The following is a 24,893-nucleotide window of genomic DNA, read 5'->3' on the forward strand; positions in this document are numbered from 1 at the left end:
CCTCGGGGGCGGGCGTCACCTCGGGGGCGTCCGTGACACTGCGGCCCTTCTCGTCACTCACGCTCGGTCGCCTCCCCTCCGACGCGCGACCAGCCCCGAGAGCGTGCGGCACAGCACCGTGAAGTCGATGGGCTTGGAGACGTGCGCGTCCATGCCGGCCGCCGTCGTGGCGGCCACGTCCTCGGCGAAGGCGTTGGCCGTCACGGCCACGATGGGCACCGTGCGGGCGTCCGGGCGCGCCAGCGCGCGGATGGCGCGGGCCGCCTCGCAGCCGTCCATGACCGGCATCTTCATGTCGAGCAGCACCGCGTCGACCGACCCCGGCTCGCTCGCCGCGAACGCGTCCACTGCCTCGCGGCCGTTCCACGCCTGGATCACCTCCACGCCCGCCGACGAGAGCAGCTCCGTGGAGATCTCCATGTTTATCTCGTTGTCCTCGGCGAGCAGCACCCGCGTGCCCGCGAGCGCGGCAACCTGCCCATCCTCGGGCATGCCGGCCGCCACCGCCGGCGTGGCCGCGCACGCGGGCTCCTCTGCCGGTGCCGCGGGCGAGAAGGGCAGCGTCACCGTGAAGGTGGTGCCCTCGTCGAGCGTGCTGCTGACCTCGATGCTCCCGCCCATCTGCGTGACCAGGCTCTTGGTGATGGGCATGCCCAGGCCCGTGCCCACCGTCTGGGCCGTCCCGAAGCGCTGCTCGCGGGCGTAGAGCTCAAACACGTGCGGCAGGTACTCCTCGGACATCCCGATGCCCGTGTCCGCCACCACGATCTTGTAGCTGTCCATGTCCCCGCGGTCCTCCTGCGTCACCGTCACGCTCACGGAGTCCCCGGGCCGTGTGTACTTGAGGGCGTTGGAGAGCAGGTTGTTCATCACCTGCGACAGGCGCATCGGGTCGCCCAGCACCCAGGGGTCGGGCACGTCAAGGCGCGCCGAGAGGGACTTGCCCTGCTCGCGCGCCTGCATCTCGAAGGGAGCGATCGTGTCGCGCAGGGTCTGGGCGAGGTCCATGCGCTCGCTCGCGAACGAGACCTTGCCGCTCTCCATGCGGGAGATCTCCAGGATGTCGTTGATGAGGTTGAGGAGCTGGTGACTCGACTGTTCGATCCGCCGCAGGTAGTCCGCGGTCTTCTCGACGTCAGAGGTGTCGCGGCGCGCCAGCTCGGTGAGGCCGATGATGGCGTTGAGCGGCGTCCTCATGTCGTGGCTCATGTTGTTGAAGAAGGCCTGCTTTGACTCCAGGCTCCCCTGGGCGGTGTCGAGCGCCTGCTCGAGGTAGTGACGCTCGCGGAGCTGCCGCTGCTTCGTCGCGTCCACCTCGCGGAAGCACAGCACCACCTCCTCGGGGGCGAGCGACTCGTCGTAGAGCACGCGCACGTTGACCCAGCGGTAGCGCTCCCCAAACTTGCGCAGGAAGTCGCCGCCGTAGTCGCGCACGCGGTTGGCCACGAGCTCGCGGATGTTCTCCGCCGAGAAGCTCTCCTCGAACTCGCGGAACGTGTTCTCCTCGATCACCTCGCCCGCAGTGCGCAGCAGGTCGGGATAGGGGCCGCGCGGGGGGATCCGCTCGCGCACGTAGTCGGAGCCCTTGATCATCTCGTAGGTGCCCTCGTCGTAGTTGACGAGGTAGATGGCATAGTAGGAGTTCCCGAGCACGCGCACCGTCTCGTTGGTGCGCTCCATCGCGCGGGCCCGGCGGCGGTCGCGCACCGCCATGGCCACGAGCGCCACGAGAAACGCCGCCCCCATCGCGACAAAGACGGCGTAGACCGTGCCCAGCCCGCCCAGGATCAGCGAGTAGGGCGTCGTCACGATGGAGTACCAGCCGTTCGAGAGCCGCGTGTAGTCAACGGCGCGCAGCTCCCCGGTCGAGTCGGTCAGGTTGGCGTCATGCCCCTCGAACTCGCCCGCGTCGATGCGGGAGACGAGGTCGGCGAGATAGGGGGCCACGTCCTCCTCGGGCAGGTCGGTCTCGGCGTGGAGCGGCACGCCCGCCGAGTCGCACAGGAAGTACGAGACGCCCTCGGGCAGGTCTGGGGTGGCAAAGCGAAACTGGAAGCTCTCCGGGTAGACGTCAAAGGCCAGGACCGCGTCCACGCCCGGGCACGCCTCCGCGACCGTGACCACGGGCTCGCCGGTGATCGCGTCCTCGTAGACGTCGGTGAAGACGGGCTCGCCGCGATGCGCCACGGCCTCCTGGTGCCAGGCGCGCGAGGTGGGGTCGCCGGCGTCGCCCAGGGCCTCGGAGCCCACCGCCAGCACGCGCCCGTCCACGACCCCGTACAGGTTGATGTTCTCGTTCCCGAGCACGGTGCGCAGGCGCTCGCAGTACAGGCTCGCCCACTCCTCGATGGAGTCCCACGGCTGGTCCTCGTAGACGCGGGCCTCGATCGAGGCGGTGCCAAACTCGAGCAGCGCCTCGTAGGTCACGAGGTTGCTGTCCGTCTCCGAGGCGTAGTAGCGCGAGAGCGCCGTGTTTGACTCGTAGGCGTTCTGGAGCAGCGTGTCCCGCAGGATGAGGCCCCCCGTAACGGCAAGCGCGACAAACAGCACAAAAGCGGCGATACTCAGTCGCATCCGCGAGAGTGCTACCAGCACGCTTCCCGTTTTTCTCGCTCGCCGTCTCACTGTGGCCCCCGTACATTTGGATTTGGGACCATGATAGCAGGGGCGCGCCGGCCCTCGACCCGCCGCGCCGCAGACCGCCGGGCCACGGGGCGCTCGTGAATTCACGAGCGCCCCGCTTTGCCCCCAAAGCCGACAAGAACCCCCACTCGTGAATTCATGTGCGGCACTCCGCCGACGCCGTGCACGAGGCCTGCCTTAACCTCACTTCTCACTTCTTAACCTCACAATGTGAGGTTAAGAAGTGAGGTTAACAGAGGTAGTCAATCAACCGGTTTACCTGCGAAAACGAGCCGAGCCACGCAGCGTTAACCCCACTTTCTAACGTCAGTTTCGCAAAGTGAGGTTAAGAAGTGAGGTTACCCGTCCACCTCTTTGCCTACGATCCGACACGCCACTGTCCGGACGCTCGCGTGCCCTCCCTGTACAGGAGACCCATCTCCTTCAAGAGTCGGATGTCGCGATCAAGGGTTCCCCGCGCAATTCCCAAGTTCTGACTGGCATCCTGTAACCGCGCGTCTGGGTTCTCAGAAAGATAACGAAGAATCTTGTCCCTCCGCTCCTCGATTGAACGAGCTCTGTGTTCAGAGGGACTCTCGCGAAGAAGGCTGGCACGTTCGGCAGGGGTTCGGACGTCCGCCTTCCTGGCATAGAGCGTTGTCAGAAAATAGCTTCGGCTCTCATCGGTCTCGAATACTGGATCAGGTGAGCCGTTCTCCCTAAGGGCACGCAGAATTTTGTGGATTCCCGTGTTTCTTCCCTCGGTCAGGTGAAGCTCCTTGAGAAACTCCCCTACTCTCCTGTTCCTGTATCTCCTGCTAACAGCCCTGTATTCCTTCAGCCCCTCTATGCTGATGGACCGATCTGCACCGGGATAACTCAGTATCTCGACCCTGTCCGCAAGCACGCGCACCTCGATCGGCTCGCGAAAGTCGTAGCCCTTATGATAGACGGCGTTTGAAAGGGCCTCTTCGAGGGCTGCGAACGGGTAGTTATAGAAACGCTCCGCTTCGGCCGTATCAGGGCGCTTCACCACGTTCTCGACCAGCACGTTGTTTTCCAGATACTGCAGCGCCTCGCGAAGCTGTTGCTGAATCGGCCCCCTGAACGTATGCTCCCTAATACGGTCGCCACCCTCCCCGTCGGGCAGCTCAACCACATCGATTTGCGTGCACGGCATCCACCGCTCCGGGTTAAGCGAGAAGAACAGTAATCCGACATTCTTTGGCTTCACATACTCTTCCGGCCCATCGACGATGTTCATGCTCCTGCACAGGTCGACAAAGCTCATCGTCTCCGAGCGCTGGTACAGCGAGCTCCCGACCTCCTTGAGATAAGCCTGCATGAGCGGCAGACTCAGGTCGCTGAGCTCGGCAGAATGATTAATTCGGTCATCAAAGGGAACGTTGTTGGCTAGGGCATAGAGATCCCGCTTGGCTTCTTCACTCGGCTCAATCGTGCTTGCCATCTTACGAATCCACTGGATGCGCTCAGAGGGCTTTCTGCCGATGTACTTTGGAGAGGAGTACGGACGAACGCTGCCTCCCGGCGCCCAGACTATTATGAAGAGCTTCCCCTCGTGTGAGGCGACCTCGGTGATCGGCACGTAATCAGGCTGTATGAGCTTGCACTTGTTGAGCATGTCTTTGAGGTATGTATCAGCCCTCTCCTCGGGCACCCCCTTTAGCTCGCCTGGTCTGCCATCCTTTCCCTGCGAGACGCCAATTACCAGGTATCCACCGCCCCAGTTGTCAATGTCGTTGGCAAACGCACAAATCGTTTTGAGCGACGCCTGGGGATCCCACGTCTCCTTGAACTCAATCCTGGCCCACTCTACAACGCCCCCACTGAGAAGCGTGTTTATGCTCGTCGGAAGTGCCATGTTGACCTCCCCACATGAATTGCGTGCCCGATGCTTCCATCTTAACCTCACTTCTCACTTCTTAACCTCACAATGTGAGGTTAAGAAGTGAGGTTAACAGAGGTAGTCAATCAAACGGTTTACCTGCGAAAACGAGCCGAGCCACGCAGCGTTAACCTCACTTTCTAACGTCAGTTTCGTAAAGTGAGGTTAAGAAGTGAGGTTAAAAGAACGCAGCCCCATGCCCACGCGCTCGTGAATTCACGAGCGGCTGTTTGTTGCCACAAATCCGACAAGAACCCCTGCTCGTAAATTCATATGCGGCACTTCGCCGGTGCCGCCCCGCCACAAGCGCCCCGCCGCAGCCACGCACAAAGAAAGGGCCGCCGGGCGAGAAGCCCGACGGCCCAGAGCAAGGCTCTTGCTACGCGCTACCCGATGATCTGGGCAAGCGCCGCACGAGAGTTGAACGGGATGGTGCGCCCGGTCTCGACGACAACGACCTCTCCCTCCCAGGTCTCGTCCTTGTGCTCGCCGTCGTCCTCACGGGCGGGCTCGTACTTGGACGTACGGACGACGTGCGTCCAGTTGGCCGGGTTCTCCTCGTCGTTGGGGTCGGGGGCGTCCTCGCGGTCGAATCCGTACTCGAGGTTGGCCAGGACGGTGGCGATGGAGTCGGACGCGGAGGAGCCGGCGGGCATCATGCGGACGCCGGTCTCGCTGTTGTAGTAGCGGCCGTCGCCGACGTAGACGGTACGGACGTTCTCCTGACGCGTCTTCTCCGTCTTGACGGCAAACCCGACGCCCACGAGCACGATCGCCCACCAGACAACGCTCAGGACGAGGTCGAGCGGCGCGTCCACGTTGTTGAAGCCGAGGTTAAACCAGAGCCACAGCAGGAACGCGGAAGCAGCGGCGATAAGAGCGGTGAGAATGACGTTGGACTTCTTCATCGTTAACCCCTCCTTCCTTAGGCGTTGTCACGGTCGTTGTCGAGGACCTTGTTCTCGTAGCCGAGCAGGCTGGACGTGAACTTGCGGCGACGCACGGAGACGCCGACGAAGTACACGGAGCTGAGGATCATGCCGATGAGGATGATCCAGTGGACCCAGCAGTCCTCGTGCTTGCCAGCGGCAAGCGGGGTGTCGCCGTCGTCGATGGTCTCGGTCGGACCAGCCATCGGCGTAGTATCGTCCTCGATGGCCTCCTCGGGCTCGACAGTGTCATCGGTGGTGTCATCACCGGTGGTAACCGTCACGGGCGTCCCAGGCACCGGGGTCGGGGTTCCGCCGCCAGGCACCGGGGTCGGAGTCGGCGTCGGGGTAGGCGTGCCTCCACCGTCACCAGGTGTCACCGGAGCGTCAAGGATGGTAAAGACGCCGTTGTTGACAACAAGGTTGTAGTTCTGGGCAAGGAAGTTGCCGTCCGGGTTGTCTGCGAGCTGCAGGTCACCCTGAGAGATAACGTAGGTGCCCACCGCCTCGCCAGGCTCACGGGTGAGTGAGCCGGTCCAGCCGGCGGTCTCACCCTGGATGTAGCCATCGTACGTGGAGGTCAGCGTCGGATCGGCCTGACCAACGTACTTGCTAACGCTATCGGGCGTGACAGTGATGGTGAGCGGCAGGACCTGGTAGGTGCGGGTCACGGTGCCAGAGTAGTTGCCGGCGCCGGTGATGGTGACCGTGATGGCGCCCGTCACGTTGGTGCGGTCCTCGGTGGAGTAGGACACAGTGTAGTCCTGGTCCTTCACGAGGGTCGTCTCGCCGCTGGTGACGGTCGGCTCCCAGGTCTGGTCCTGGCCGTTGTACGGAACGTCAGCCGGGTAGTCGACCTGAACGTCAACGTAGCTGGGGTCGGGGTTGTCCGGGTCCGGACCCGGGGTGATGGACTGAGCGGTGACGGTCAGGGTGCCGATGTTGGTAGTAATGGTGCTGTAGTTGCTGCGCTTGTTCGCGGCAAAGATCAGCGTGTAGGTGTTGTCAGAAGATCCTGCGGTGGTCTGGGTGCCGGTCACGGTGAAGGTGGCATCGCCTTCAATAAGGCCCTCAATCTTGCCGCCAGCAGTGAGCTCGGTGCCGTCGTAGACCTTGGTGGCAGACTCCGTCGTAATCGTAATAGGCACAGCCGTAATCTTGAGCTTGCCGGCCTGGGTCTTGACCACGAACTGGTCGGTCACGTCGTGGCCCTCGGCGTCCTTGACCACGGCGGTGCCGGTCACGTTGGCGGTGTACTCGCCGGCGTCGGTGCCCTCGGCGGAGGCGGTGAGGCCCTCGACGGTGTACTTAACGCCGTCGAACTCGAACTCGGTCTTCTCGAGGCCGGAGACGCTCTTCTCGGTGCCGTCGTACTTCTCGGTGCCGGAGTTGGCGACCACGGTGATCTCGAACTTGGCCTCGTCCGGGCGGGCGGTGACCGTCAGCTGGCCGGGGGCCTTGGTGATGTTGTAGTTGTCGGCGTCGGTGCCCTCGTTGAGGGTGTAGTCGAAGCTGTTCGGGGAGCCGCCGACGAGGGTCTGGGAGCCGGTCACGTCGTAGGTCGCGCCCTCGCCCGTCGCCCAGCCGTCGCCGGAGACCGTCACCCCGTCGTTGGTGAGCGGCTTGCCGTCGTAGACCTTGGAGTCGGTGGCGGAGGTCAGGGTCACCTGGCGCTTCTCGATGGTGAGCTTGCCGGCCTGGGTCTTGACCACGAACTGGTCGGTCACGTCGTGGCCCTCGGCGTCCTTGACCACGGCGGTGCCGGTCACGTTGGCGGTGTACTCGCCGGCGTCGGTGCCCTCGGCGGAGGCGGTGAGGCCCTCGACGGTGTAGGTGTTGCCCTCCACCACGAACGTGTCGGTCACGATGCCGGAGACGGACTGCTCGTCGCCGCTGTACTTGACGGTGTCGGACTTGGCCTCGACCGTGATCTCGTGTTGCTTCGCAAAGTAGAGCTTCAGGACCAGATCGCCTTCGCCGGATACGGTGCCGGAAAGCACATTATCGGCATTGCTCTCGTCAAAGTAGTATCCGGTATCGGGAGTCTTATCGGATTCATTTACAGAGACCTGAGAATCGGTCTTTGCGCGACGAGTTTCTTCTTTTTTGAGCTCAAAGCTTCCGTCGTCCCCCTCGTAATAGTATTCGACTATATACGGAGTCTGGTTGTTTGCGCTCCAAATTGCGTAAAGGGTGACGTCATGGTCGGGCATATCGAAGCTATTGGTTCCGTCCTCCGTATAGGTCGGAGTTGTAGCATTCCTGTTAGTATCCCATCCCAAAAACGTGTAGCCGGCCTTGCTAGGAATGGCGGTGAAGTCGACGTCAACGGTCGCACCCTCCATGTACTGCTTGCCGGTAGGCACGTGACTTGTGCCGCCATTCGGATTGTACGAAACCCAATGCTCGGCCTTGTCAACAATTACGCCGTCGACGTGATAATGGTCACCGCTCTTTTTGATTACGTACCAGACGATTTCCTGGGTCCCAGGATTGTAGCTCATCTTATCTGAACCGGCATGAGTTCGATTCCACTCCTGAATTTTCGTCTGAATGGTAGCGTCACTCGGCGCCTCATTGATGTTCGCTGCAACAAGCGCATTGTTGTTGTTGATTGCGACTCCCTGTTTGATGGAGCCCCACATACCCGTGCCGCAGCCTCCAGGGAAATAGCCGGCGCCGCCGCCGCCGATATTCGCATCGGGCTCGTAGGGGATGTCGCCTCTGATACGAAGGAAGAATTCCGCGCGGACTTCGCCCTCTGCGTCATTCTTTGCCCAAATAGCGTAGTACGTCTGCCCGTCACTGACGGTAATCTCCTGCGGCGTATACGTCTGGCCCTCGCCGGTCCGATCGGTAGACCAACCAACGAAGGTGTAGCCATCCCTGCTGAACCCACTCTCTTCAAGCGTGGGTAGAGACATCCTATAATTGCCGTTCTCCATCTCGGAGGTGGTCTTGGTGAAGCGCTCGCCCTGCCCATCGTTCGGGTCGAAGTTGACAGTGATCTCGGAGACCTCGACGTGAACACTAAGGATTACGGTATCGCCGCACTTGATTTCAGCGTCGCCGGGGGCAACCGCGGTGACCGTCTGATTCGCGCGCTGCTCCGCAAAGATGCCCCGCCCATCTTTATTGGTGGTCACCGTTGCCACTTGGCTGTTGGAAGACGTCCAGCTATGGTCGTGCCGCCTGACGTTATTCGTACAATGTACGGGTACCTGATCATCGACATTCAGGGTCTGGGACGTAGCGCGCGCACCCTGAGCCTTCGCAGCGTTAACCGCAGAAACCTGGATGTTGGATCCCTCGATAACCTGGTCGGCAGGAATGGTATAGACACCATCCTCGCCGGAAACCTCGGAGGTCTCGTCGACGTCCGTCACGGTGACGCTCTCGAGCTCGTAATCCTCAGCCGGCTCGACGGTCAGGGCGAGGTCCTCGTCAGCCGCGACCTCAACGTCCTGAGACTCGGAGACCTTCTGCTCCTCGCCCTCAGCGTTGGTCAGGGTGACGGTGCTGTTCTCAACCTCGACGGAAAGGGTGACGGGGGTGGTCTCCTCGTCCTCGACGGTCGTGTCGTCAGTCTCGGTGGTCTCCTCCGTCGGGACGGCCTCGGTGGTGACCCTGATCGTGGTGCCGTCGGTCACGTTGGCGGCGGGGAGGGTGTACTCGCCGCTCTCGTTGGCGGTGACGTCGGACTCGGCGCCGTCGGAAGTCACGGCCTTGACGGAAGCGATCTGCTGGCCGTCATCGGGCGAAACCGTGAACTTGAAGTCAAGGGTGCTGTCCAGCTCCACGGTCTTGTCGGCCGTGTCGGCGGTGACGCTCTTCTCGCCGTTCTGGCTATAGGTGAGCGTGGCGCCAGTGACGTCGAAGGTCAGCGTGGCGGTGTTGTCCTCGACGACGGGCGCGCTCGTATCGGCCGGGGCGTCCGTGGTGGTCTCGACCGGGGTCTCGGTCGGGGTCGCCTCGACCGGGGTCTCGGTTTGAGGCACCTCGGTCTGGACGGGCTCGGTCGTCTCTGCCGGCTCCTCCGTTGCCACAGGCTCCGTGCTCTGCTCCGTGACCTGCGGCTCCGTGATTTCAGAAACCGGGGAAGTCTCGGTTTGAGGCTCCTCGGTCACAGTCGCCTCAGCCGACTCCGCAGGCGTGTCCATGACGACCTGCTCGGTCCTCTCGGAAGATCCCACGGTCAGGCCCTCTGCAAAGGCCTGAATGTTAGAGGACTGCATCACGAGCACGATGCTCAGGAAGACCGCGAGCGCGGCCTTCCCCTTCTTCATCAGCTCGCGACGCTTGCGATAACCGCCCTCGCGCCTCTCGCTCATGCGAACCACCCTTTCACGCTACGGACGCCGCCCGATGACGTCCACTTGCTTACTCATGGGCTCTCGGCACAGCCACCGTAAGCCCATATATGCGTAACCGTAGCACACATTAGAGGGAGTGGGTGCATTCTGTTTTGAGCGTGCATCCAGCGCTGTTTAACGTTAACATTAATTGGATTGATATGGTAATTTATGTTTCAGATAATTGATACTTTTTCTTTCACATTCCGCTCACCTGCACTTTATTCAACGGCTGACTCTCTCAAGCGCGAGTCGAGGGTTTACCTTATGTTCCTAAAGGCAACCCATTCAGGCTTCTAAGCGAGTTGTGTTTTTTCCTGCCGGACACGTATAAACGCGGCCGGAGGTATGAAATCGTTCCCGAACGGCATTGTGGATACACGCTCGGTGATGGCGTAGCTCTCCTTGTGTCCAGCAACGTCTTACTTACGGACTCGGGCGCGGCCAGTTTTGGAAATGATCGCGGGAGGATATCTCTGTTCTCCTCTGGAACTGCCGCAATGAACTGCTCGAACTTTGCGGTTGGCACAGTCCTGAGGCCGACGGCGGCACGACACGCGTGCGTGAAAGCCGTCCCGTATCTCGGCGTTGTCGGTCTCTGGCTCAACGCCATCGCCGTCTATCTACCTGTTGATGTTGTCGACCGTCGCGGCCGCGGCCTCTTCTATCCGCTGAAACTCGTCACAACGATGCTCAATGCCCCCAATCTCATGAGGCAGAGAGTCGGTGTGGTAGTCAAGCAGGTCCGTTATCGGCGCCGGCAAAGACATGCGCGGGCCGGCTACTTGGACGACGTGAAGCCGACCGCATCATCAGATTACGCGTTTTGCGGACATCTTCCTGGAGGCGCATAAAGGCTGACGTGGCGTCGCAGAAGCGATGCTGGGCGATATTGAGATTGCCCCGACCGCACGCCTGAGAGCTGCGCTCTGCAGCATACCCAACGAACGGGCGGCGCCCTCTTTGTGGGCGACCGGCCTACGGCGAGGATGCCCCGTGGCCGCGCGCATCGAGGGTGGCTGCGCGGCGAAGTGCCGCTCGTGAATTCACGAGCGGTAGCGGGCGGGCGACGGCGGGCGCGAGCAGGGGGCAGCGGGCCGCGCCGGGGTTCTTCTCGCGCGAGCGGGCTCGTCTGTGCCTAGGCTATATCTGAATTCCGAGTCTTATATCGGAATTCAGATATAAGACTCTGAATTCAGAGTTAGACGACAGGTCGCACTCGGGCGTTGGGACGGCAGGAGGGGCAAAAGCACGTGATTCCTGGCGCACACATCAAAGGTGTTGCCCAAAACCAGCATGGGCGGACGACGCAGGTGGTGGATGCGCCTCCTCCGACAGCTGCCAGGGCGAAGTACCTCTCGTCCGCAAGGTTCAGCGGCCCGCCCGCCGAAACATCGAATGACGTGTAGGCACGTCAAAGCAATATGTGGGACTAATCAACGCGTTTGCGATTTCACCGTAAAGACCACAGCAGCAGTCGCTTGGGAGGCACACAGGCCATGGCCGTGTATCTAGAACCCTCAGAGGTGTTTCGGGCACGCCTGAGAGATATAGTGAGGCGGAAGAATGAGGGGCTCATGGATAGCGGATCGGCGCAGGACCCCGTGCCGCGCCTTTCTAGCGCCCAGCTTGAGGAGCTCGTCAGCGAGCTCATCGTGGCCTGGAACTGGACCCTCGATCATCTCGATGAGCCCGAAGGGAACCAGTCGGACGGAGAGCAGCTTGACAGGCTGCTGGACGATGAGCGGCAATATGGTGCGGCAAAATCGCTCTATGGCAAGCGCGTCTCGGAAGAACCACTTAATCTGAGCGTCCTTCAAGATGCCGTCGTCTCTGCCGCATTTGATACTTGCATCGACGCTCTCACTGGCAGCCCCGACTGGGGAAACGCCTGCAAACACGCCGTTGTTGGCTTTGCAAACGCAATCAGAAGGGCCTGGGCAAAGACACGGAAGCTGGAGGGGGACCAGCTGTGCGTCGCATATGTTGGCGCAACAGTCAGCCTTGGCGGAAGACCCAACGCAGTAACTCCACTCACCCGTAGAGAACCACAGCAATTCAAGCTTGAAGATCTCGCAGAAGCATTTCCTGTTACGTATCGCACAGGCGACGACACGCCAAGGTGCGCGGAGCCACGCGCCGCCGCATGGGACTGTTCGTTCCTTGGGCCGGGAAACGTATGCCGCCTCGAAGTCAAGCGCTCGCAGGACAGCGCGCGGTGGGAGCAGGATGTAACGGAGATCCTCGCAGGTCTATCCGGAGGCGAATATCCCGTATTTGACGAAATCTCTGAAGGAACGTACCTGTACCGCAAGTGAATGTGATCCCTCGGCGCCGGTTGGAGGTGTGCCCGTGGCAGATTTAACAGTCGGGAAGGAGTCCGGAGACTACAGGTTCTTCTACGGCGTGAAGAAAGACGACCGCCTGCCTTCTCTGCTCAACCTGTTCAACAATCTTGAGGACGAGGGCATGCTCACGCGTTCCGTAAGGGACTTTTCAAGCCTCGACGACCTCAGAAACAAGGGCGGCCAGGCCTGCGCCTTTGTCATAGAGCTTGTCGAGAGACTATTTGAATCGGCGGCCATGAACGAGCACAACGTCCTCACCATAGTTCGCGAACGGCTTCATATCGATGCCTCCTATCGGGATTCGTACTACACCTACTTTTCGCAGCAGCATTTTGAGGTACCAAGATATTCCAATCGGCTGACGTTTTTTGCCGGTGAGCTTTCTCCGGACAACTGGCATGACGAGTGCGAACGGGATGACGATCCCCTGAGACCGTATGCCTCCTGCGTCATAAATCCCCTGTCCCAAGGGGCGGTAGGCAAAACGTACATTGACCCGATGGTTTTGCTGCATGACGCAAGCGTTCGCGTGAGAGTCTCCGACTTCAAGATCAACGTCTACGGCCACCCGTTCCACATCTCCGCATTTCCCTATAGAAAGCAGGATGTTGAGTCCAATCGGTGCGCCGAGGTAACGCTGCTCAATCTCTTGGGCTACTACTCGAACGAATACCCCGATTATGCTCGCGTAGAGGGCAGTGGGATTCGCCGTCTCGAAGAGCGCTACACGTACGAGCGCAACGTTCCCTCAAAGGGCATCTCTTACCTTACCTTTACTCGCGTCTTGACGGACCTTGGGTTTTATCCGCGTCTCTACGCGGCCCAGTCCCTCCCTAGAGGGGGCTCGTGGAGCGACAGCCAAGACGAATCTTTCCAGCGCCTCATGCACTACTACGTCGAGTCGGGCATTCCCGTTGCCGTCAACCCCGCACCCAGCAACACCGAGGACGGGCACTCGCTCTTATGCATTGGCTACAAGGAGCGGCTCGACCCAGCCTCCGCCTTGGAACGGGCAGACGAGACGAGGATAGTCTGTGATTACGTAGAGGAGGAGGGGTCCGGACAGCCCTGCGACACGGACGCGCACGCCCGCCGCTTCACACGCCAGCCTTTTGCGGTCAGCCTTACCGACGCCGCGGACTACTATGACGAATACGTTGTCATAGACGACAACCAGTTTCCTTACACAATAAGGTCTTCTCAGGCCCTTTCCATTCACCCGAGGATGAGGAACGCGTTTCTCGTTGCCCCGCTAAGCCGCAGAATGGCCCTTGACGCCATTGACGCGCGTGAAAAATTCATCGCAATAGTTGCTGACCCCAAGAACGGCGTTCTTAATTGGGGAAGCAAGTATCTCTCTGAGCTTCAAGAGAATAAAGGTATGAACTGTATTGACGTTGTCATGCGACAGTTTCTTGCATCCTCGAAGCACTTCCGCAGAGAGCGCGTCAGACAGGTCAAAGAGCCGTTCAGGCGTTTGATCTACTCCGAAATACCCATGCCCCACTTCGTTTGGGTCTGCGAGCTCTACGAACGGTCCGAGTTCGTAGAGAGGCGACCGGATGAGCGTCGCGCATTTGCCGAGATCGTCATCGACGCCACCTCTGCCTCAAACGACTCGGTCACGGGATCGACGATTCTCATGAACTACCCCGACTTCATAGGTTTCCGTAGCCCAGAGTGCAGGACGAATGACTTCGAGCGCGCCTGGCCCGCCCCACGTGACGGCGCCGGCGTTGACCCATACCTTGAGAACCTCACTGCGGCCGGCTGGACCACCAATTGAGGAGAGGCTCCCAAGGCGGATGGTGCTATTGGATTTCTCAGTCTGGGCAGCTGTGACGTACTGGTCAGCGCTTGAAGTCCGTGCGCATCTCGTGTATCGTGAAAGAGCTTTTCATTTTGGGGGGATACTCCCGGAACCGTGGTTTACGATTCCAAACTCGCCTTCGACTGCCTCTTGAAGAGGGGATACATATATGAAGCAGAGCTCATACCTGGGAACTCGCATAGAGCGACTATTTGGCGATCAGCTCGACAAGGACGTCTCTGGGGACCCGCGGTTCAGGAACACTCCGGAAGACGAGGCTGAGTGCGGCGCCGAAATGGCTTTCCGGATGCGGAGGACCGCCGCCATCCGCTCGAACAGCGAAGCCCTCGCCGCAGCAAAAAGCGGCACCTACTAACGTCTTCCGCTGCCTAGCTGGCGGGCGGGAAACTGCGGCCCCTCCCCTATAATGGCCACGTTGGCCAAATCTGGAGGCTGTCGTGGGTTTCTCCCGGAAAAGAGGCGTTGCCGCGGCGGCGCTCGCCTGCGTGCTCGCGCTCGCGGCGTGCGCCGGCGACTCCCCCGCGGCCTCCGCGGACGACTTTGACCCCGGCACTACGAGCGGCCCGGCGTGGTCCATGCCCGCCTCCGCGCTGCTCGCGCCCTTCTCGGCCGACGCCACGTCCGCGGACGCCCCGGTCATCGACGCGTCCCATGCCTCGGAGGGCTACGTCGCGGCCTCCGCAACCTCCGACGCCCGCCTCAAGCTGCAGGTGGTCTGCGGGGAGATGAGCTACAACTACGACCTGCCCTCGGACGGCTCGCCGATCGTGGTGCCCCTCAACATGGGCGACGGCGCCTATCGCGTGCGCGTGATGCAGAACACGAGCGGCAACAACTACGTGGAGGTCTACGCCGTGGATGCGGACGTGACGCTGGAGAGCGAGTTCGCGCCGTACCTGCGGCCCAACCTGTTCTGCGACTACGACGACTCGAGCGCGTCCGTGGCCAAGGCGCGCGATCTCGCCGCAGACGCCGCCAACGAGGGCGACGTCATGCGCGACATCTGCACGTGGGTCGCCTCCAACATCGCCTACGACTACGACAAGGCCGCCGAGCTCTCGGGCACGAGCGGCTATGTGCCCAGCCCGGACGAGACGCTCGCCTCGGGCACGGGCATCTGCTTTGACTACGCGTCCCTCTCCGCCGCCATGCTGCGGAGCCTGGGGATCCCGTGCAAGGTCGTGACCGGCTACGTCTCTCCGGACGGGATCTATCACGCGTGGAATCTGGTCTACATTGACGGCAGTTGGACGAGCGTGGAGTTCTCCGTGCGCGCGGGCGAGTGGTCGCGCGTGGACCTCACGTTCGCCGCGGCCGGCGCCGGCGACACGGTGGGCGACGGCACGTCGTACACCGACCGGTACGTCTACTAAGGAGCAGGGATGAGCGAGACGCTAAAGGGCGGGCGAGAAGGACGCGGCACGGGCACGCTGCCGTCGAGCGAGGTCGCGGCGTTCTGCGAGGGCCTGGCCGCGATGCTCGCCGCCGGGATCCAGCTCGACGAGGGGCTGGGCCTTCTGGGCGAGAGCGCGGAGGGCACGCCGCTTGCGGGGGTCTGCGACGAGCTGTACGGGCGCGTCGCCGGCGGCGAGGCGCTGTCCGACGCGATGGCGGCGAGCGGGCGCTTCCCCGAGCATGCCGTCTCCACGCTCGCGGTGGCCGGGCGCGCGGGACGCACCGAGCGGGCGCTGCGCGGGCTGGCGGACTACTACGCCGAGGAGTCGCGCGTGATGGACAAGCTGCGCACGGCCGTGGGCTACCCCGCGGCGCTGCTGTGCGTGATGAGCGTGGTGCTGGTCTTCACCGTGGCGGTCATCCTGCCGGTGTTCATTGGCGTCTACGAGGACATGGCCGGCTCGCTCACCGCTGGCTCCAGTCTGGCGGTAAGCGCGTCGATTGCGGTGGGCTGGGTCGCGCTGGTCATGGTGGTGCTGGCGACGGCCGCCGCGCTCGCCGGCGTGGCCGCGAGCGGGAGCGTGCGCGGGCAGGCGGCGATCGTGCGCCTGATGGGACGGCTGCCCGTCACGGGCGACGCGATGCGCCAGCTCGCGCTTTCGCGCTTCCTGGGGACGCTCTCGACCTGCCTGGCCGCCGGCCTCAACGTTGACGTTGCCATGGGCGAGGCGCTGGGCACCGTGGAGAGCGCGGAGCTGCGCGGCGAGCTGGAGCCCGCTCTCGCGGCCATGACCAGCACGGAGCGCGGGCTGGGCCTGGCGCAGGCCATCGCCGAGAGCGGTGTGCTCGAGCCCACGCAGGCGCGCATGCTCTCCATCGGCTCACGCGCCGGGTCGACCGACGCCGTGCTCGAGCGGCTTTCCGAGGCCTGCTTCGACGGCGCCGTCGCGCGCGTGGACCGCGTCATCGACGCGACCGAGCCCGTGCTCGCGGCGTTCCTCACGGTGGCCGTGGGCGCCACGCTCGTCTCGGTGATGCTCCCGCTGATCGGCATCATGGGATCGGTGGGCTAGGTGGGCGCTCGCAGGGACAGACGCGAGCGGCGCAGGTGGCCGCGGGTGCTGGCGGCGGTGGCCGTCGTGCTCGCGCTCGTGGTCGCGGCGTGGCCGGCGGTGGCCGGCGCGCTGCGCGAGCAGGGCGCCGCGAGCGTGCGCGACGCCGTGCTGCGCGCGGCCGCGCAGTGCTGCGCCGTCGAGGGCTCCTACCCGCACACGCTGCGCCACCTGGAGGAGCACTACGGGCTCACGGTCAACCATGACGACTACGTGGTCACCTACGAGGCGTACGCATCCAACGTCACGCCGAGCGTGGTGGTGGTGCCGCGATGAGCGCCCGCACCGACCAACTGCTCGACGCCGTCGCCGAGGTCCAGGCCGCGCGAGCGCCGCAGGGCGGCGCAGCGAGGGCGGGCCGTGTCTTTGCCGTGGTCCTTCTTGTCCTGTTCCTGCTGGCGCTGCTGGGCGCTGTGGCCTTTGGCACCTCCGTCTACCGGCGCCTCAACGAGCGCTCCGCGGACGCCGCGGACGCGCGCTCGCCGCTGGGCGTGGTCGTGAACGCGGCGCGGGCGACCGACGCCCCCGGCTCCGTGGAGCGTGGCGAGGGCCCCGAGGGCGACGCGCTCGTGCTCGTGGAGCGGCTGGAGACCGGCACCTACGAGACGCGCTTCTTCCTGTGTGACGGCTGGCTCGTGGAGCAGTACGCCGTGGCAGGCGCGCCCTACGAGACGGACGGCGCGACGTGGCTCGCCGAGACCGGGTCCTTCTCCTTTGAGCTGGACGACGGAATGCTCACGGTGAGCTGCGACGCTGGGACCGCCCGCACGGCGCTCCGCTCCCAGGTCGAGGGGGTGGCGTCATGAGCGCGTGGGACGCGCGGCGCCCGCGTGAGGTGGCACCCTGGCGCGGGACGGCCTTCCTCGTGGAGGCGTGCCTGCTGCTTGCGGTGATCGTGGGCTGCGTGGCGGTGTTCGCCTCGCTCTTTGCCCGGGCGGGCGGCGAGGGGGCGCGGGCCGAGGAGCTCACGCGGGCCGTGGTCGCCGCGCGCGACGCGGCGGAGGTCTTTGCCGCCGAGGGCGCGGACGCCGCCGGCGAGCGCGAGGTCGACCAGCTCGCGGTGAGCGTTGACGTGACCGAGGACGACGAGGTCGCCGGGCTGTTGCGCGCCACGATCGTCGTGCGCGACGCGGAGGGCGCCGAGGTCTACCGGCTGGAGACCGCGCGGGCGGGAGGTGAGGAGCAGTGAGCGGGAACCGTGGAACGCGAGCCGCAGCCGGCGAGGTCCGCATGGGACCGATCAGCCTGTTCGCGCTGGTCGTGGCGCTCTGCCTCGCGGTCATGGCCGTGCTCGCCGTGACGACGGCGCGCGCCAGCGGCTCGCTCGCCGAGCGGCAGGCTGCCTTCACCGCCGACGACTACGCCAACGAGGCCGTGGCGCAGGAGCTCCTCGCACGCGTGCGCGTCGCCGCGGACGAGCGCGGCGCGGGCGCCGTGGAGGCGCGGCTGGACGACCTTCTCGCCGCCTGCTCCGGAGAGGACGGGCCGGCCGTGACGGCAAGCATCAACGAGGGGCAGCTCAGCGCGCATGTTGAGTCCGCGAGCGGACGTTGCCTTGACGTCGTTCTCGCCATCGGCGAGAACGGAGAGGTGAGCGTGGAGTCCTGGCTGGCGACCACGCTCTGGGATGAGGACACCGGCGACGTCCTTTGGACGGGCCAAAAGTGACGGGAGACATCATGGATCTGACGGGCTTTCTCAAGGAGATGGTCGACGAGCGGGCGTCCGACGTGTTCTTCATCGCCGGCCTGCCGGTGACGTACCGCGCGGGCGGGCGGCAGGTCCGCCTGGGCGGCGAGCCGCTCATGCCGGCCGACACCGAGGCCGCGGCGCGCGCGATCTTCTCGGCCGCGGGCCTGCGCGACGACTGGATCGACGCGCAGGACAACCATGACGTGGACTTCTCCTTTGCGCTTCCGGGCGTGGGGCGCTTCCGCGCGAACGTGTTCCGCCAGCGCGGCTCGCTCGCCGCGGTGGTGCGCGTGATCCCCTTTGGCCTGCCCGACCCCAAGGAGTTTGGCATCCCCGAGGAGGTGCTGCGCACGGCCGAGCTGCAGAAGGGCCTCGTGCTCGTGACCGGCCCGGCGGGCGCCGGCAAGTCGACCACGCTGGCATGCATCGTCGACCGCATGAACCACGGGCGCTCCGGCCACGTGATCACGATGGAGGACCCCATCGAGTTTGTGCACCGGCACGGGACGTGCATCGTCACGCAGCGCGAGGTGCCCACCGACGTGGCCACCTACGACGAGGCGCTGCGCTCCGCGATGCGCGAGGCGCCCGACGTCATCCTGCTCGGCGAGATGCGTGACGTCGAGACGATCTCCACCGCCGTGACCGCGGCCGAGACGGCGCAGCTCATCTTCTCCACCCTGCACACCACGGGCGCGGCCGGCACCGTGGACCGCATCGTGGACGCGTTCCCCGCGAGCCAGCAGCGGCAGATCCGCCTGCAGCTGGCCATGGTGCTGCAGGCCATCGTGAGCCAGCAGCTCGTGCCCACGGTCGACGGCGGCGTGACGCCCGCCTGGGAGATCATGGTGAGCACGCCCGCGATCCGCAATCTCATCCGCGAGGAGAAGACGCACCAGATCGACTCCGCGATCGCGGCTCGCGGGGACCTGGGCATGCGGACGATGGACCAGAGCCTGTTCGCGCTCGTGGAGTCCGGGCGGGTGGCGCGCGACGTCGCGCTGCAGTACGCGGTGCACCAGGAGGCACTCGAGCGGCGCCTTACGGCGGCAGGCCTCTAGGTAACGACACGGGGCGGGGAGCCTGGCTCCCCGCCCCGTCTCACTTCTCGGGCTCGTTGTCCTTCTCGGCCTTGCCCTTCTTGGGGAGCCGGCCCGCGCGGCGCAGGGCGTCGCGCAAGATCCACTCCACCTGGCCGTTGGCGCTGCGCATCTCGTCCGCGGCCCAGTGCTCGACTGCGGCCCAGACCTCGGGGTCTATGCGGAGCGGGTATTGCTTGCGCGCGGCCACGGGTTCGCGCTCCTACTGGTAGAGGGAGCCGGTGTTGAGGACGGGCTGGGCCTCGGACTCGCCGCAGAGGACGACCATGAGGTTGGAGGCCATCACGGCCTTGCGGTCGTCGTCGAACTCCACGACGCCGCCGGCCGAGAGCTCCTTGAGCGCCATGTCCACCATGGAGACGGCGCCCTCGACGATCTTCTTGCGCGCGGCGATGATGGCCTCGGCCTGCTGGCGGCGCAGCATTGCCTGGGCGATCTCGGGTGCGTAGGCGAGGTGGGTGAGGCGGGCGTCGTCAACGGAGACGCCGGCCGGGGCGAGGCGACGGTCGAGCTCCTCCTTGAGGGACTCAGAAACCTCCTCGATGTTGGAGCGCAGCGTGATGGAGCTGTTGGAGGCGTCGTCGTCCTCCATGTGGTCATAGGCGTAGACGCTGGCCACGTGGCGCAGGGCGGTCTCGGTCTGCATGGCCACGTAGCTGGGGTAGTGGTCCACGTCGAAGAGGGCCTTGGCGGTGTCGGCCACGTGCCAGACCACGACGGTCGCAATCTCGATGGGGTTGCCCATCTTGTCGTTGACCTTGAGGCGGTCGCCGTTGAGGGTGCGGGCGCGCAGGGAGACCTTGGTGGAGAGCGCCTTGGCGGCCGCGGCGGCCTTCACGGACGGGGTGCCCTCCTCCAGGCTGACGTCGATGGAGGCGCCGGTGCCGTCCGAGCCCAGGCTGTGGGAGTAGAAGGGGTTGACCCAGTAGAAGCCAGACTCGCGGACGGTGCCCACGTAGTTGCCAAAGAGCACGAGCACGCGGGCCTGCCCCGGCTGCAGCGAGAAAAAGCCGCAGGTGACGATGATGGCCACGATGAGCAGCACGATGCCACCCACGAGCAGCACGGGGCCCGTAACGGGGGCGGGCACGCCGGCGTCCTCTGCGGTGGCGAGGATGACGATGCCCTGGACCATGCCCCAGATTGCGGCTACGTACGCGACGAGGGTGACGAAGAGCATGGGCCAGCCCGATCCGGCGCGGGCCTGCTTCTCTACGGTCATTGCAGTTCCTTTCCTGGTGTCGTGCGGACCCGGGGTGGCCGCCTCGACTGAGGTCATTGTGATATCACATTGGTTTCTGAGCAAATGGAGAATCCGTCGAGACGGCGGCGAACGGCGCCATGTGCCGGGCGAGCGCGCATGTGGCAGCTAGCGGTAAGTTGCGCCTCGTAAGATGTGGGGCTCTTCGATTGGGGAGGTGCCTCATGGGACTGAGCGTCGGGTTCGACTCTTCACTTCGCTACTGGCTCACCAAGACCGCGGACGAAGCGCTCCCGGAACCCGCGGGCAGCGCCGCCATTGCACGGGCGACCGCCGGGCTTCGGGAGGTGCGGGCGGAGTCGCTGCCGTTCGGCCCGGACGAGCGGCGGCCGCTGCACCTGCTCGTTCCCGATCGCCGGCTGGGACACAGGATGGACGGCGCCGTGGCCCACGTGATAAGCCGCCCCCTGCCGGAGGGCTCCATCTGCCGCCTCTCGGGAGACAACACGATAGCCTCGCCCGAACTCACCTACGCACAGATGGCCGCGTCCGAGCCTTTCATCGAAACCGTGCGCATCGGATGCTATCTCTGCTCCACCTTCTCCATTGGCGACGACGGCCGCGACTACGTCGGCGAGCGGGGACAGCTCACCACGGTGGAGAGCCTTCGGGCCTATGTTGACCGCCTCCCTCCGGGGACCCGGGGCGTGCGACGGGCTCGCGAGGCGCTCGCATATGTCATCGACGGTCTGGCGTCGCCGATGGAGGTCTTCCTCGGGATGGGATACGGGATGCCGCCGAACCTGGGAGGGATGGGGCCCTTTGTCATGCACGCCAACCAGAGGATCGAGATCGACGAGCAGATACAGGAGCTCCTCGGCTCCCGCTTTCTCAAGGGCGACCTCTACCTGCCCGAGTTCGGCACCGACCTCGAATACGACAGCCGCAGGTTCCATACCGGTCAATATCGTCTCGACCACACGCAGGCACGAAGAAACGCAATAGAGGCCATGGGGATCAAGACCGTATCGGCGACCTATGGCCAGATAGACACCTTCGCGAAGTTCGAGAACTTTACCTGGATGCTTCGGAAGAGGCTCGGTCTCGACCAGCCCGAGCACTCGCCTGAGGAGCGGCAGGCACAGATGGCCCTCTACGACACCCTTCTTTCCCCCACAAGCCGCCTGTTTTGAGCCCTCGATTCATCGAGTCTGTAGTTTTTGGCGCTATCGCGTAGTACAGACTCGATGAGCAGTTCTCCTACCAGCGGTTTCTGTCACCAAAATCGAGTCTGTACTTCAAGGTACGCCGAAAAAGTACAGACTCGATGATCCGGAGGCGCAAATCGGCCCCGGAGGCCGCGGCGCGCGACGCTTTCAACGGGCGGAGGGTCCCGCGAATGACCCGGAGCCTGTTGGAAGGGGCGCGCGCCGCCTCGGTCGGGTATGCTTGCTGCGAAGGAGGCCCTATGGGATACAAGACCTACACCTGCCCGATCGCCCGGGACTGCGGCGGCTGCGAGTGGCTCGCGGTGCCCTATCCCATACAGCTGCGCCGCAAGCAGGAGCAGGTCGTCGAGTTGCTCGGGGACATGGCCTCCGCCGACGGCGCGAGCGTCGAGGAGATTCGCGGCATGGACGAGCCCGTGCGCTACCGGCACAAGGCCGCGACCCCGTTCGCACATGCGCGCGGCGGCCACGTGCGCTGCGGCTTCTACGCCGCGGGCACGCACCGCATCGTATCCTGCGACGAGTGCCTGGTTGAAGACCCGCGCGCCCGCGCCATCCTGAACTCTGTCGCGCGCGTCGCCGAGCGGCTGCACATCCCGCCCTATGACGAGGACCGCGGGACCGGCGTGCTCCGCCATGCCGTGGTCCGCTGCGGGTGGAAGACCGACGACGTCCTGCTCACGCTGGTCTCCCGCGTGCCGGAGCTCCGCGACGAGCGTCGCGTGGTCGACGAGCTGTGCTCCGCATGCCCCGAGGTCACGAGCATCGTTCTCAACTTCAACGACCGGCGCACCAACGCGATCCTCGGGCGTCGGAGCCGCACGCTCCTCGGTCCCGGCGTCATGCACGACGAGCTGCTCGGCTGCCGCTTCGAGATCGGCCCGACCAGCTTCTATCAGACGAACCCCGCTCAGACCGAGGTGCTCTACGAGCTCGCGCTCGATGGTGCCGGCCTCTCGGGCCATGTCCTCGACGCCTACTGCGGTACCGGCACCATCGGCATCTGCGCCGCCGTGCGCTCGAACGAGCTGCAGGTCACCGGTGTGGAGCAGGTATCGTCCGCTGTGGCCTGCGCCCGCCGCAACGCCGACGCGAACGACGTCGCCGACCGCTGCCGCTTCGTGGCCGCCGACGCCACGTCCTGGATGGAGCGCGAGGGTCGCGACCAGCGCTTCGACACCGTCATCATGGATCCGCCGCGCGCGGGCAGCACGCCCGAGTTCCTCGCCGGCGCCGCCGCGCTCAGTCCGTGGCGCATCGTCTACGTGAGCTGCAACGTCGTCACCCAGACGCGCGACCTCGAGGTCCTCCGCGAGCGCGGCTACCGCCTGACCCGCGTCGCCCCCGTCGACATGTTCCCCCACACCAAGCACGTGGAGTCCGTCGTCACGCTCGAGCGCCGCTGAGCGGCCCGCGACCCGACCGAGAACGCAGGAGGGACCCGCCCTCACGGGCGGGTCCCTCCTGTCGAATACCTGGGTCGGCCGCTAGGCCGGGTCGATCGCCACCGTCAGGTCCTCGCGCACGTGGACGCGCCCGGCGGCGAGCATCCCCACTACCTCGGGATACAGCTCGTGCTCGATCTCGTGGATGTGCTCCTCGAGTTCATCGACCGTCCAGCCCTCCTCGACCGCGAGCGCGCGCTGCGCGATGATCGGGCCGGCGTCGTAGTCGGCGTTCGCGAAGTGCACCGTCACGCCCGTGACCTTCACGCCGCGCGCGTACGCGTCGTCGATGGCGTGGGCGCCGGGAAAGCTCGGCAGCAGCGCCGGGTGCAGGTTGACCACGCGGTTGGGGAATGCCGCCAGGATCGGGTCGTGCACCTTGCGCATGTAGCCGGCCATGATGACGTAGTCCACGCCACGGCGCGTGAGCTCGGCCGCGATGATCTCGTCCGCCTTCTCCGGGTCGGCGTAGATCTCCTTGGAGAGCGTGAGCGTCTGCAGCCCGGCGGCCTCGGCGCGCTTGAGGCCGAAGGCGCTCGGCCGCGAGCTCACCACGAGCTCGATCGACGCGTCGAGCGTGCCGTCCTGGATGCGGTCGATGATGGCCTGCAGGTTGGTCCCGCTGCCGGAGATGAGGACGCCCAGCCTAACGCTCATCGTCGTAGACCACCTTTCCGGTGCCGGGCACGACCTCGCCCATCACGAAGCTCTCGAGCCCCTGCTCGGCGAGGAGCTCGCGCACGCGCTCCGCGTCCTCGGGCGCGCAGATTACGCTCATGCCCACGCCCATGTTGAACGTGCGGTACGCCTCCTCGGTCGTGAGGCCCGCCTCACGAATCATGTAGGAGATCACGGGTGGCACGTCCCACGCGGGACCGTCCTCGCCGCCGCGATAGACCAGCGCGTCAAGGCCGTCGGGCATCGCGCGGTCAAGGTTCTCGGTGATGCCGCCGCCGGTGATGTGCGCCATCGCGTGGACGGGCGCGCCGGCGCGCAGCGCGGCCAGCAGCTGGCCCGCGTAGATCTTGGTCGGGCGCATCACGGCGTCGGCGAGCGACTCGCCGCCCAGCTCAGCAAGCGGCGTCTCCAGCTCCTCCACGCTGCGCCCCTCGATCGCGACCTTGCGCACAAGCGAGTAGCCGTTGGAGTGGATGCCCGAGCTGGGCAGGCCGAGGATGACGTCGCCCTCGCGGACGAGCTCCGGCCCCAGCAGCTTGGGACGGTCCACGACGCCCACCACAAAGCCGGCGAGGTCGTAATCGTCGGCGGCCATGACGCCGGGGTGCTCGGCCATCTCGCCGCCCACGAGCGCGCAGCCGGACTTGCGGCAGCCCTCGGCGATGCCGCCCACGATCTTGGCCACGTGCTCGGCACGCAGCTTGCCAATGGCAACGTAGTCCAGGAAGAACAGCGGCTCGGCGCCCATCGGGACGATGTCGTCCACGCACATGGCCACCAGGTCCTCGCCCACCGTCTCGTGACGGTCGAGCAGCTGCGCGATGGCCAGCTTGGTGCCCACGCCGTCGGTGCCGGAGACCAGGATCGGGTCCTCCATGTCCTTCAGCGCTGCGGCAGAGAAGCACGACCCAAAGCCGCCCAGACCGCCGATGACCTCGGGTCGGTTGGTGGTCGCCACGGCCGCCTTGATCGCGTCCACGGCGCGGGCGCCCTCGGCGGTGTCGACGCCGGCGTCGGCGTAGCTCACGTGCTTGGTGTTCTCGGCCATCATGG

The 24,893-nt window shown here is 64.7% G+C and carries 21 protein-coding genes; 13 read left to right on the forward strand and 8 right to left on the reverse strand.

Features of this window, described 5'->3' with window-relative positions; translation table 11 throughout:
- Window positions 1-57 precede the first annotated feature (57 nt).
- The 4 genes from B5F73_RS08635 to B5F73_RS08650 form a co-directional block, all read right to left on the reverse strand.
- Complete coding sequence (locus B5F73_RS08635; protein ID WP_087227841.1) at window positions 58-2,574, reverse strand: hybrid sensor histidine kinase/response regulator; 2,517 nt, start codon at window positions 2,572-2,574, stop codon at window positions 58-60.
- A gap of 427 nt (window positions 2,575-3,001) precedes the next feature.
- Complete coding sequence (locus B5F73_RS08640) at window positions 3,002-4,504, reverse strand: ATP-binding protein (RefSeq protein WP_087227842.1); 1,503 nt, start codon at window positions 4,502-4,504, stop codon at window positions 3,002-3,004.
- A 410-nt stretch (window positions 4,505-4,914) separates the two neighbouring features.
- Window positions 4,915-5,436 carry a hypothetical protein gene (locus tag B5F73_RS08645; protein ID WP_087227843.1) on the reverse strand — a complete coding sequence of 174 codons (522 nt, stop codon included), beginning with the start codon at window positions 5,434-5,436 and terminating at the stop codon, window positions 4,915-4,917.
- A 17-nt stretch (window positions 5,437-5,453) separates the two neighbouring features.
- A complete protein-coding gene (locus tag B5F73_RS08650) occupies window positions 5,454-9,788 on the reverse strand; it encodes an InlB B-repeat-containing protein (protein ID WP_087227844.1) in 4,335 nt (1,444 codons plus the stop codon).
- 521 nt (window positions 9,789-10,309) lie between these two features.
- Here B5F73_RS08650 and B5F73_RS09320 point away from each other — a divergent pair.
- The 11 genes from B5F73_RS09320 to B5F73_RS08700 all read left to right on the forward strand — a co-directional run bounded on the left by B5F73_RS09320 (window position 10,310) and on the right by B5F73_RS08700 (window position 19,248).
- Complete coding sequence (locus B5F73_RS09320; protein WP_143803174.1) at window positions 10,310-10,663, forward strand: hypothetical protein; 354 nt, start codon at window positions 10,310-10,312, stop codon at window positions 10,661-10,663.
- 645 nt (window positions 10,664-11,308) lie between these two features.
- Window positions 11,309-12,127, forward strand: a complete 819-nt coding sequence (locus B5F73_RS09325; RefSeq protein ID WP_143803175.1) for a hypothetical protein — start codon at window positions 11,309-11,311, stop codon at window positions 12,125-12,127.
- A 34-nt stretch (window positions 12,128-12,161) separates the two neighbouring features.
- Window positions 12,162-13,943 carry a hypothetical protein gene (locus B5F73_RS08660; protein WP_087227846.1) on the forward strand — a complete coding sequence of 594 codons (1,782 nt, stop codon included), beginning with the start codon at window positions 12,162-12,164 and terminating at the stop codon, window positions 13,941-13,943.
- A 193-nt stretch (window positions 13,944-14,136) separates the two neighbouring features.
- A complete protein-coding gene (locus B5F73_RS08665) occupies window positions 14,137-14,343 on the forward strand; it encodes a hypothetical protein (RefSeq protein ID WP_087227847.1) in 207 nt (68 codons plus the stop codon).
- An 82-nt stretch (window positions 14,344-14,425) separates the two neighbouring features.
- Window positions 14,426-15,361 (forward strand): transglutaminase-like domain-containing protein, encoded by a 936-nt coding sequence (locus tag B5F73_RS08670; RefSeq protein WP_143803176.1) that lies wholly within the window; start codon window positions 14,426-14,428, stop codon window positions 15,359-15,361.
- Window positions 15,362-15,370: 9 nt separating this feature from the next.
- Window positions 15,371-16,456 (forward strand): type II secretion system F family protein, encoded by a 1,086-nt coding sequence (locus B5F73_RS08675; RefSeq protein WP_087227849.1) that lies wholly within the window; start codon window positions 15,371-15,373, stop codon window positions 16,454-16,456.
- On the forward strand, window positions 16,457-16,771 hold the full coding sequence (locus B5F73_RS08680) for a hypothetical protein (protein ID WP_087227850.1): 315 nt from the start codon (window positions 16,457-16,459) through the stop codon (window positions 16,769-16,771). It begins immediately after the preceding gene.
- Window positions 16,768-17,301 (forward strand): DUF4860 domain-containing protein, encoded by a 534-nt coding sequence (locus B5F73_RS08685; protein ID WP_087227851.1) that lies wholly within the window; start codon window positions 16,768-16,770, stop codon window positions 17,299-17,301. The genes B5F73_RS08680 and B5F73_RS08685 overlap by 4 nt, the downstream gene beginning before the upstream one ends.
- On the forward strand, window positions 17,298-17,684 hold the full coding sequence (locus B5F73_RS08690; RefSeq protein WP_087227852.1) for a hypothetical protein: 387 nt from the start codon (window positions 17,298-17,300) through the stop codon (window positions 17,682-17,684). The genes B5F73_RS08685 and B5F73_RS08690 overlap by 4 nt, the downstream gene beginning before the upstream one ends.
- Before the next feature lie 41 nt (window positions 17,685-17,725).
- A complete protein-coding gene (locus B5F73_RS08695) occupies window positions 17,726-18,163 on the forward strand; it encodes a hypothetical protein (protein ID WP_087227853.1) in 438 nt (145 codons plus the stop codon).
- 11 nt (window positions 18,164-18,174) lie between these two features.
- Window positions 18,175-19,248, forward strand: coding sequence for a PilT/PilU family type 4a pilus ATPase (locus B5F73_RS08700; protein WP_087227854.1), 1,074 nt, complete (start codon window positions 18,175-18,177; stop codon window positions 19,246-19,248).
- Between the two features lie 40 nt (window positions 19,249-19,288).
- Here B5F73_RS08700 and B5F73_RS08705 read toward each other — a convergent pair whose 3' ends face one another.
- Both B5F73_RS08705 and B5F73_RS08710 read right to left on the reverse strand, forming a co-directional pair.
- Window positions 19,289-19,477 carry an Arc family DNA binding domain-containing protein gene (locus B5F73_RS08705; protein WP_087227855.1) on the reverse strand — a complete coding sequence of 63 codons (189 nt, stop codon included), beginning with the start codon at window positions 19,475-19,477 and terminating at the stop codon, window positions 19,289-19,291.
- A gap of 12 nt (window positions 19,478-19,489) precedes the next feature.
- Window positions 19,490-20,509, reverse strand: coding sequence for an SPFH domain-containing protein (locus B5F73_RS08710; protein WP_087227856.1), 1,020 nt, complete (start codon window positions 20,507-20,509; stop codon window positions 19,490-19,492).
- A 203-nt stretch (window positions 20,510-20,712) separates the two neighbouring features.
- On the opposite strand from B5F73_RS08710, the gene B5F73_RS08715 reads away from it, so the two are divergent.
- On the forward strand, window positions 20,713-21,681 hold the full coding sequence (locus B5F73_RS08715; RefSeq protein ID WP_087227857.1) for a hypothetical protein: 969 nt from the start codon (window positions 20,713-20,715) through the stop codon (window positions 21,679-21,681).
- 275 nt (window positions 21,682-21,956) lie between these two features.
- Complete coding sequence (rlmD, locus tag B5F73_RS08720) at window positions 21,957-23,123, forward strand: 23S rRNA (uracil(1939)-C(5))-methyltransferase RlmD (protein ID WP_087227858.1); 1,167 nt, start codon at window positions 21,957-21,959, stop codon at window positions 23,121-23,123.
- 81 nt (window positions 23,124-23,204) lie between these two features.
- On the opposite strand, the gene purN is transcribed toward rlmD, so the two are convergent.
- Together purN and purM are read right to left on the reverse strand one after the other, a co-directional pair.
- On the reverse strand, window positions 23,205-23,819 hold the full coding sequence (purN, locus tag B5F73_RS08725) for a phosphoribosylglycinamide formyltransferase (RefSeq protein WP_087227859.1): 615 nt from the start codon (window positions 23,817-23,819) through the stop codon (window positions 23,205-23,207).
- Window positions 23,809-24,888 (reverse strand): phosphoribosylformylglycinamidine cyclo-ligase, encoded by a 1,080-nt coding sequence (purM, locus tag B5F73_RS08730; protein WP_087227860.1) that lies wholly within the window; start codon window positions 24,886-24,888, stop codon window positions 23,809-23,811. Before purM ends, purN begins: the two co-directional genes overlap by 11 nt.
- Between the last annotated feature and the right edge of the window lie 5 nt (window positions 24,889-24,893).

The sequence above is a fragment of the Olsenella sp. An270 genome (assembly GCF_002159735.1).
Taxonomy (GTDB): domain Bacteria; phylum Actinomycetota; class Coriobacteriia; order Coriobacteriales; family Atopobiaceae; genus Thermophilibacter.

Bases quoted from the DNA above. Each gene is read 5' to 3' on its own strand.
- B5F73_RS08635 (WP_087227841.1), bottom strand. From the start codon at position 2,574: ATGCGACTGAGTATCGCCGCTTTTGTGCTGTTTGTCGCGCTTGCCGTT.
- B5F73_RS08640 (WP_087227842.1), bottom strand. From the start codon at position 4,504: ATGGCACTTCCGACGAGCATAAACACGCTTCTCAGTGGGGGCGTTGTA.
- B5F73_RS08645 (WP_087227843.1), bottom strand. From the start codon at position 5,436: ATGAAGAAGTCCAACGTCATTCTCACCGCTCTTATCGCCGCTGCTTCC.
- B5F73_RS08650 (WP_087227844.1), bottom strand. From the start codon at position 9,788: ATGAGCGAGAGGCGCGAGGGCGGTTATCGCAAGCGTCGCGAGCTGATG.
- B5F73_RS09320 (WP_143803174.1), top strand. From the start codon at position 10,310: ATGAACTGCTCGAACTTTGCGGTTGGCACAGTCCTGAGGCCGACGGCG.
- B5F73_RS09325 (WP_143803175.1), top strand. From the start codon at position 11,309: ATGGCCGTGTATCTAGAACCCTCAGAGGTGTTTCGGGCACGCCTGAGA.
- B5F73_RS08665 (WP_087227847.1), top strand. From the start codon at position 14,137: ATGAAGCAGAGCTCATACCTGGGAACTCGCATAGAGCGACTATTTGGC.
- B5F73_RS08675 (WP_087227849.1), top strand. From the start codon at position 15,371: ATGAGCGAGACGCTAAAGGGCGGGCGAGAAGGACGCGGCACGGGCACG.
- B5F73_RS08685 (WP_087227851.1), top strand. From the start codon at position 16,768: ATGAGCGCCCGCACCGACCAACTGCTCGACGCCGTCGCCGAGGTCCAG.
- B5F73_RS08690 (WP_087227852.1), top strand. From the start codon at position 17,298: ATGAGCGCGTGGGACGCGCGGCGCCCGCGTGAGGTGGCACCCTGGCGC.
- B5F73_RS08695 (WP_087227853.1), top strand. From the start codon at position 17,726: ATGGGACCGATCAGCCTGTTCGCGCTGGTCGTGGCGCTCTGCCTCGCG.
- B5F73_RS08700 (WP_087227854.1), top strand. From the start codon at position 18,175: ATGGATCTGACGGGCTTTCTCAAGGAGATGGTCGACGAGCGGGCGTCC.
- B5F73_RS08710 (WP_087227856.1), bottom strand. From the start codon at position 20,509: ATGACCGTAGAGAAGCAGGCCCGCGCCGGATCGGGCTGGCCCATGCTC.
- B5F73_RS08715 (WP_087227857.1), top strand. From the start codon at position 20,713: ATGGGACTGAGCGTCGGGTTCGACTCTTCACTTCGCTACTGGCTCACC.
- rlmD (WP_087227858.1), top strand. From the start codon at position 21,957: ATGGGATACAAGACCTACACCTGCCCGATCGCCCGGGACTGCGGCGGC.
- purN (WP_087227859.1), bottom strand. From the start codon at position 23,819: ATGAGCGTTAGGCTGGGCGTCCTCATCTCCGGCAGCGGGACCAACCTG.
- purM (WP_087227860.1), bottom strand. From the start codon at position 24,888: ATGGCCGAGAACACCAAGCACGTGAGCTACGCCGACGCCGGCGTCGAC.